Genomic DNA, 7,054 nt, shown 5'->3' with positions numbered 1-7,054 from the left:
AAAGCAGAAAATCGACAACGTGGCCGTGAATCAGACGGTCAACCACATTGCCAATTGCGCCGCCGATAATCATGGCTGCTCCCAGTTTGCCCCAGCGTCCAAACTCATCGCGCCAGATAGCACGGGCCAAATACAGGCTGATGACAACGGCCAGGCCTAAAAAGAAGAATTTTTGCCAGCCTCCTTGATCGGCCAAAAAGCTGAATGCCGCGCCTGGATTATAGGCAAGCGTCAGGTCAAAAAAGTCTGGAATGATATTGAGGCGTTCGCCTTCGGTAAAGTGTTTCAAGATTTCCCATTTGCTCAGTTGGTCAAGAATGATGGCAACGAGGGAAAGTAAGAAAAAGGGTGTTTTTGCAGAAGAGGATGAACTCATGTTTTCAGACGGTTTATGTAATAAAGGGCTTATTTTACCTGAAAGCAGGCTGGAAGTGTTTGCGATGGCAATGACGGGAAGGCCGTCTGAAAATAGAAACGCCGCCACTTGAATGTATCAAAAGGCGGCGTGGTAAGCATGTGCGGGCTTATTGGTTTTTAAGCAATGGGAAGCCCAGTTTCTCGCGGCTTTCAACGAATTTTTGTGCAACGATACGGCTCAGTGCACGAATGCGGCCGATGTAGGTTGCGCGTTCGGTAACGGAAATGGCGCCGCGTGCATCCAAGAGGTTGAACGTGTGGCCGGCTTTGAGTACAAGCTCGTAAGCAGGCAGGGCAAGACTGGTGTCTTCAACTGCAAGCAGTCGTTTGGCTTGTTCTTCGTAGTCGTTGAATTGGCGCAAGAGCCAATCGGCATCGCTGTATTCGAAGTTGTAGGTGGATTGTTCGACTTCGTTTTGATGATAAACGTCGCCGTAAGTGACGATGTTGCCATCAAGGGTTTTTGCCCAAACGAGGTCGTACACATTTTCCACGCCTTGCAGATACATGGCGAGACGTTCGATACCGTAGGTGATTTCGCCGAGTACGGGGGAGCAGTCGATACCGCCTACTTGTTGGAAGTAGGTGAATTGGGTTACTTCCATGCCGTTGAGCCAAACTTCCCAACCCAAACCCCAAGCGCCGAGAGTAGGGTTTTCCCAGTCGTCTTCGACAAAGCGGATGTCGTGTACTTTAGGGTCGATACCCAATTCACGCAGGGAGTCAAGGTAGAGGTCTTGAATATTGGCGGGAGCTGGTTTGAGCGCAACTTGGAATTGATAGTAGTGTTGCAGGCGGTTGGGGTTGTCGCCATAGCGGCCGTCTTTGGGGCGGCGGCTGGGTTGAACGTAAGCGGCAAACCAAGGCTCCGGGCCTAATGCGCGCAGACAGGTGGCTGGATGGGAAGTACCGGCACCGACTTCCATATCGAAAGGTTGGATAACGGTGCAGCCTTTGTCTGCCCAGTAGTTTTGTAATTTGAAAATAATTTGTTGGAAGGTGAGCATGGTGGATGGAATAGGTTGGAATAAAGAGGGTATTTTACTGTTTTGAGCCTGTTTTGGATAGGCTGAAGGAAGCGGCGTAGGTTATTTGCCGTCCAACAGGTCTGAAAAAGGGTCGTCTTCTGAAGAAACGGTGTATTTTTCTTGCGCCCATTCGCCTAAATCAATGAGTTTACACCGTTTGCTGCAGAAAGGGCGGTAGGGGCTGTCGGTGTTCCAAACGACTTCTTTGTGGCAGGTCGGACATTTTACAACAGGAGCGGTCATGCAGTTTCTTTCAGTGAGTGTGCAATGGATTGATAGTATTGATGCAGGCGGGCAACCTTGATTTTTGCTTCTTCCAAGCTATGGGTATTGTCCAATACGTCGTCGGCATGAAGCAGTCTGTCAGATCGGGAAGCTTGGGTGGCCATGATTTGGCGCGTCTGTTCTTCTGAAAAACCATTGCGTTGGTGTACGCGTTCGATTTGGACGGATTCTGGAACATCTACAACTAAAATGCGGTCGGTTTCCGCTTTAAATGCCGGATTCTCAATTAAAAGCGGTACATCGACAATGCCGTAGGCAGAGGAAGCAAGCTTTTGTTTCTGCTGTTGGATTTTGTTTAAAATTAATGGCAGAAGCAGGTTTTCCAGTTGTTTTTTAGATTGAGGCCGTCTGAAAACTTCTTCCCGTAAAGCCGTACGATTCAGACGGCCTTTGCTGTCAAAAACTTCATCACCGAAAAGCTGGCAGATGGCTGGAAGCGCTTCGCCATTTTCAGCGGTCAGTGAGCGGCTGATGGCATCGGCATCGATAATGGGTACGCCAAGTTCGGCAAACATTTGGGCGACAGATGATTTGCCGCTGCCGATACCGCCGGTCAAGCCTATCCATAATGTCATTATCGGAATCCTGATTGTACGAACCACCATTGTACCAGTTGGGTAATAGGTGCATTGGCAACCAAAATAATCCATCCTGCTACAGCGAGACTGGGACCAAAAGCAAAATACTGACCTTTACCGACGCGGGCGATGAGTGCGCCTAACAGCCCGACTAAGGCAGCCATGAAGATCAGAACAGGCAAAATTCCTACGCCCAGCCATGCACCGAGTGCGGCCAAAAGTTTGAAGTCGCCATTGCCCATGCCGATTTTACCGGTCAGAAGTTTATAGACGGCGCATAAAGTATAAAGGCTCATATAGCCTGCGATCGCACCCCAAACGGCTGAATGCAGGGGTACGAATGTGTCATTCAGATTAAACAGCATGCCGATCCAAATTAGGGGCTGAGTCAGGCTGTCGGGTAAATATTGTGTATCTGCATCGATAAAGGTCAGCGCAATCAATATGGCAGTCAGAATGAATCCGCCAATAGTCGCCCATGACCAGCCGTATTGCCACGCGACAATACCGAATAAGACACCTGTCAGCAGCTCAATCAGCGGATAGCGTATGCCGATCGCGGTTTTGCAGGAGTGACATTTTCCTCTCAGGAAAACATAGCTGAGGATAGGGATGTTTTGCCAAAGTTTGATTGGGCTTTTGCATTTGGGGCAGCGTGAATCCGGTTTACGCAGATTAAATGGCTGTGTTTCTTCGTCTGTCAGCTCGATGCCCAAATGCTCTTTAGAAAATTGTGTCCATTCGCGTTCCATCATTATCGGCGTGCGATAAATAACAACGTTTAGAAAGCTGCCAATCAGTAATCCCAAAATAACGGCTAAAGGAATAGCGAATGGCGCAAGAACGGAGAGGGCGTCGATGGCAGAGTAAATACTATCAAGCATATCAACCTACGACATTACCCAAGTTAAACAGAGGCAGATACATGGCAATCAGCAAGATACCGATGAGCGAACCCAATACCACCATGATGATAGGCTCCATCAAGGCAGATAAGCGGGAGACGGAGTTGTCTACTTCATCTTCATAGAATTCGGCTGCTTTGTTCAGCATATCGTCCAAAGAGCCTGACTCTTCGCCGATGGCTGCCATTTGGATCACCATGTTGGGGAACATATCTGTACTTTGCATACTGGATGTCAGCGACAGGCCTTGGGTTACCTTGGCTCGAATGTCTTGAGTGGCTTCTTCATAGAGAATATTGCCGGATGCGCCTGCAACTGAATCTAATACTTCCACCAAAGGAACGCCGGCTGCGAAGAGGGTGGAGGTCGTACGCGCCCAACGGGCGATGGTCGCTTTTCGGACGATGGTGCCAAAAACAGGCAGTCTCAAAATCAGAGCATCGATTCGTTTTTGGAAGGTAGGCGATTTTTCATGGAGTTTGTACAGGCCGAAGGCGGAAACAATCAAAAGGATGATCATAATCCAGCCGTAGTCGACGAATAAATTAGACAAGTTCATGACAAGTTGGGTAAGGCTTGGTAACTCTGCACCCATATTGGCATAAACTTCTTTAAAGGCAGGTAGCACAAACATCATCATGATGAAGATAAGCGCAATCGCCACCACGATAATAGCAATCGGGTAGGTCAGCGCGGTTTTAACCTTTTTCTTAATGGCTTGGGTTTTTTCTTTATAGACAGCCAGTTTGTCCAATAAGCTTTCCAATACGCCGCCGGACTCACCTGCGCTGACCAGATTGCAATAGAAACGGTCGAAATATTTTGGATATTTGGAGAATGATTTACCCAATGCACTGCCTTGTTCTACATCGGAACGAACCTGCATCAGCATTTCGGTCATGCTCGGATTGGAGTGGCCGCGCGCAACGATTTCAAAAGCCTGCATCAGTGGTAAGCCTGCCTTCATCATCGTTGCCAGTTGGCGGGTGAATACTGTAATGTCTTCTTGGGTAATACGGCGTTTGTGTGCGGTTTTGACTTTGCTGATACGCAAAGGACGAATGCCTCTGCGTTGGAGTTTTTTGCGTGCTTCTTCTTCGTCTTTGGCAACTACTTCACCACGGACAAGACGTTCGGTCTCGGTATTTTTTCCTTCAAATGTAAAACGCTTGCCTTTGCTTCTTGAGCCGAACAGACTTCTTTTTTGCTCTGCTTGAGCCATGAGTTATCCCTTGTTAGTAAGAAATAAAGCGGACTGTTTCCCCGTGCCGCTTTATTTTAATTTTGAAAATATGGCAGTTTAGTCATTGGTATGAGCAGTCACTTCTTCCAACGAGGTCAGGCCTTGCATGACTTTCATGAGACCGGCACGACGCAAGTCTACCATGCCTTCCTGATAGGCCATGTTCATGATATCAACTTCTGTACCGTTGTTCATAATGACTTTTTGCATTTCATCGCTGACCGGCATGACTTCATAAATACCGACGCGGCCTTTAAATCCTTTACCGCGGCAGCTGTCGCAACCAACCGGGCGGTAGAGTTTCCAATCTTGAGCCAAGTCCGCATCGGTAAAGCCGGCTTTTTTCAATGCCGGAACCGGCGGGCGCTCAACTTCGCGTTTGCAGTTTGGACACAGTCTGCGCAACAGCCTTTGCGCCATAATCAGGCTGACCGAGCTGGCGATGTTGAAAGGCGCAACACCCATGTTCAAAAGGCGGGACAGCGTGGCTGGTGCATTATTGGTATGCAGGGTAGAGAAAACCATGTGGCCGGTCTGAGCAGCTTTAATGGCGATGTCGGCGGTTTCCAAGTCACGAATCTCACCGACCATAATAATATCAGGATCTTGACGTAAGAAGGATCGGAGTGCGGCAGCAAACGTCAGGCCTTGTTTTTCATTGACGTTGACTTGGTTGACGCCCGGCAGGTTAATCTCGGCCGGATCTTCTGCCGTTGAAATGTTCACATCTTCCGTGTTCAAAATGCTCAGGCAGGTATAGAGCGAAACGGTTTTGCCCGAACCTGTCGGACCGGTAACCAATACCATGCCGTAAGGGCGGTTGATGGCCTCAAGCAGCATTTCTTTTTGGAAAGGCTCTAAACCGAGCTGGTCGATATTGAGCGATGTACCATCGGAATTTAGGATACGCATTACCACTTTTTCGCCAAACAATGTCGGCAACGTGCTGACACGGAAGTCAATCGGACGGCCGTGTTTATGGAAGGCAATTTGAATTCTGCCGTCTTGCGGAATACGTTTTTCGGAAATATCCAAACGCGCCATCACTTTGATGCGCGATGCCAACTGGCCGCGCACGGCGACAGGTGGCTGTACGACTTCGCGCAATTGTCCGTCCACACGGAAACGGACGCGCGCCATTTGTTCGTAGAATTCAAAGTGGATGTCCGATGCGCCCGCGTTCAGGGCATCGGATAAGGTTTTGTGGATGAAACGGGGGATAGGGCCGTCTTCAGCTTCTTCATTGTCGATATAAAGCGATTGCGATTGCTGGGTTGCTTCATGTTCGTCGTTGATTTCTTTCAGAATGGTGGTCGAACGTTGGCCTAGCCATTCCAGCAATGAGCTGAGCTGGTCGTCGGGAACTACGACCAAGTCGACACTTAAACCTGAAGCAAAAGCGATTTTTTGAAAGTTTTGGATTTGGGTCGGATCGGATACGGCGAAATAAACCTTGCGTCCGCGTTTGAAAATCGGAATGCAACGATTTTGCACCATTTGCTCTTCCGTCAGAATGTCGCTGACTACATTATTGCGCGGGTAGTAGTGCAAATCCAAAAGAGGATAGCTGAATACGCGCGCGACTAACTCTCCCAAAGCTTTAGGGGAGATGATGCCGTCTGAAAATAGGTTGGGCAGGATTTCTTTGCCCGATTGTAAAAGGCTGTTGTAATGTTCCGCTTGTTGATTTGAGATGGTCTGGCTTTGAACCAAAACACGCAATAATCCGACACTCATTTTATTTTCCGTTTCTTGTGCAGTTTTCCCTTTAATTTAGAGGAAAGCCGTATTATTTTATCATTATTATGATTAAAGCATATATTTAATTATGCAAATCTGCTTAAGTTGCAAAGACATGCTTCTGCTTTAATTGTATTTTTATTTCAGACGGCCATTATAAAGCAAGGAGAATAGGCGTTAAACTCGATATTTTTGGATTATGATGAAAAAACAACAATTTTGTCGTATGAATCCAATCAATAACGAAATTATATTTCATGTTGCTATTGCTTGTTTGGAGATGGCAGAAAAGGTTGTTTTGATGGATAGACGGTTGGAATTTGAAATATGAAAAGGCCGTCTGAAAAGCGGAAACACATAATTTCAGACGGCCTCTGTTTTTGATTCTCTTATCCGTAAATCTTGGTTCGGATTTCGACAAGGGCATTGATTGCCAAAGTGCTGTTTACAGCTTCCGGCAGATCGGACTGGGCGAACAAATTTTCTACTTCGTTAATCAATGTTTCTGCACGCACCAACAGTTCATCGTAAGGAAAAGAGCCGCGCTTGATGGCCAGCAATTCGTCACGATTGGGACGGCGTGGACGGATTTCGCCATGAAGGGCAATATCGTGTGCGGTCTCAAGCAGGCGGAAGGTGTGCATCATATTTTTTGCATCGTAACCTTGGCCGTGCGCCTGCGTGCCTTGATAGCGTGTTTCGTTGCGTTCTGCCAGCCATTGTTGATAAGAGGAATATTCGCGGCAGTAGCTGCTGTATCCGTCTTGGTTGAAGGATAGATGGGCAAGCGGTGTTTCTCCTTCTGGAATAGTGCTGAGTGACAGCGTTGTGGCTTCGGGTTTGGGTGCAATACCGTGG

At 47.9% G+C, this 7,054-nt stretch carries 7 protein-coding genes and 1 pseudogene; all 8 read right to left on the bottom strand.

The annotated features are described in order from the left end of the window. On the bottom strand, nucleotides 1-376 hold a 376-nt coding region (gene lspA, locus Q1M25_RS06780), incomplete at its 3' end, for a signal peptidase II (protein ID WP_300483227.1). A 148-nt stretch (nucleotides 377-524) separates the two neighbouring features. After that, on the bottom strand, nucleotides 525-1,424 hold the full coding sequence (gene glyQ / locus Q1M25_RS06775) for a glycine--tRNA ligase subunit alpha (protein WP_003685919.1): 900 nt from the start codon (nucleotides 1,422-1,424) through the stop codon (nucleotides 525-527). 81 nt (nucleotides 1,425-1,505) lie between these two features. Continuing rightward, entirely contained in the window at nucleotides 1,506-1,688 is a 183-nt protein-coding gene (gene yacG / locus Q1M25_RS06770) for a DNA gyrase inhibitor YacG (RefSeq protein WP_003682475.1), read from the bottom strand. Further along, nucleotides 1,685-2,305 carry a dephospho-CoA kinase gene (coaE, locus tag Q1M25_RS06765; protein WP_300483222.1) on the bottom strand — a complete coding sequence of 207 codons (621 nt, stop codon included), beginning with the start codon at nucleotides 2,303-2,305 and terminating at the stop codon, nucleotides 1,685-1,687. The genes yacG and coaE overlap by 4 nt, the downstream gene beginning before the upstream one ends. Beyond that, the gene (locus tag Q1M25_RS06760; protein ID WP_300483220.1) at nucleotides 2,305-3,192 is read right to left on the bottom strand and encodes an A24 family peptidase; all 888 of its coding nucleotides are present in this window, start codon (nucleotides 3,190-3,192) and stop codon (nucleotides 2,305-2,307) included. Before Q1M25_RS06760 ends, coaE begins: the two co-directional genes overlap by 1 nt. A 1-nt stretch (nucleotide 3,193) precedes the next feature. Then, nucleotides 3,194-4,435, bottom strand: coding sequence for a type II secretion system F family protein (locus Q1M25_RS06755; protein ID WP_300483218.1), 1,242 nt, complete (start codon nucleotides 4,433-4,435; stop codon nucleotides 3,194-3,196). 78 nt (nucleotides 4,436-4,513) lie between these two features. Next, on the bottom strand, nucleotides 4,514-6,193 hold the full coding sequence (gene pilB / locus Q1M25_RS06750; RefSeq protein ID WP_107810558.1) for a type IV-A pilus assembly ATPase PilB: 1,680 nt from the start codon (nucleotides 6,191-6,193) through the stop codon (nucleotides 4,514-4,516). A 392-nt stretch (nucleotides 6,194-6,585) separates the two neighbouring features. Beyond that, nucleotides 6,586-7,054: pseudogene (locus Q1M25_RS06745) on the bottom strand (nucleotidyltransferase domain-containing protein); the annotation flags it as partial.

This window comes from uncultured Neisseria sp. (genome assembly GCF_951230505.1).
GTDB lineage: Bacteria > Pseudomonadota > Gammaproteobacteria > Burkholderiales > Neisseriaceae > Neisseria.
Note: the sequence above shows the minus strand (reverse complement) of the source record. Positions and strands in the feature narration are given on the sequence as shown.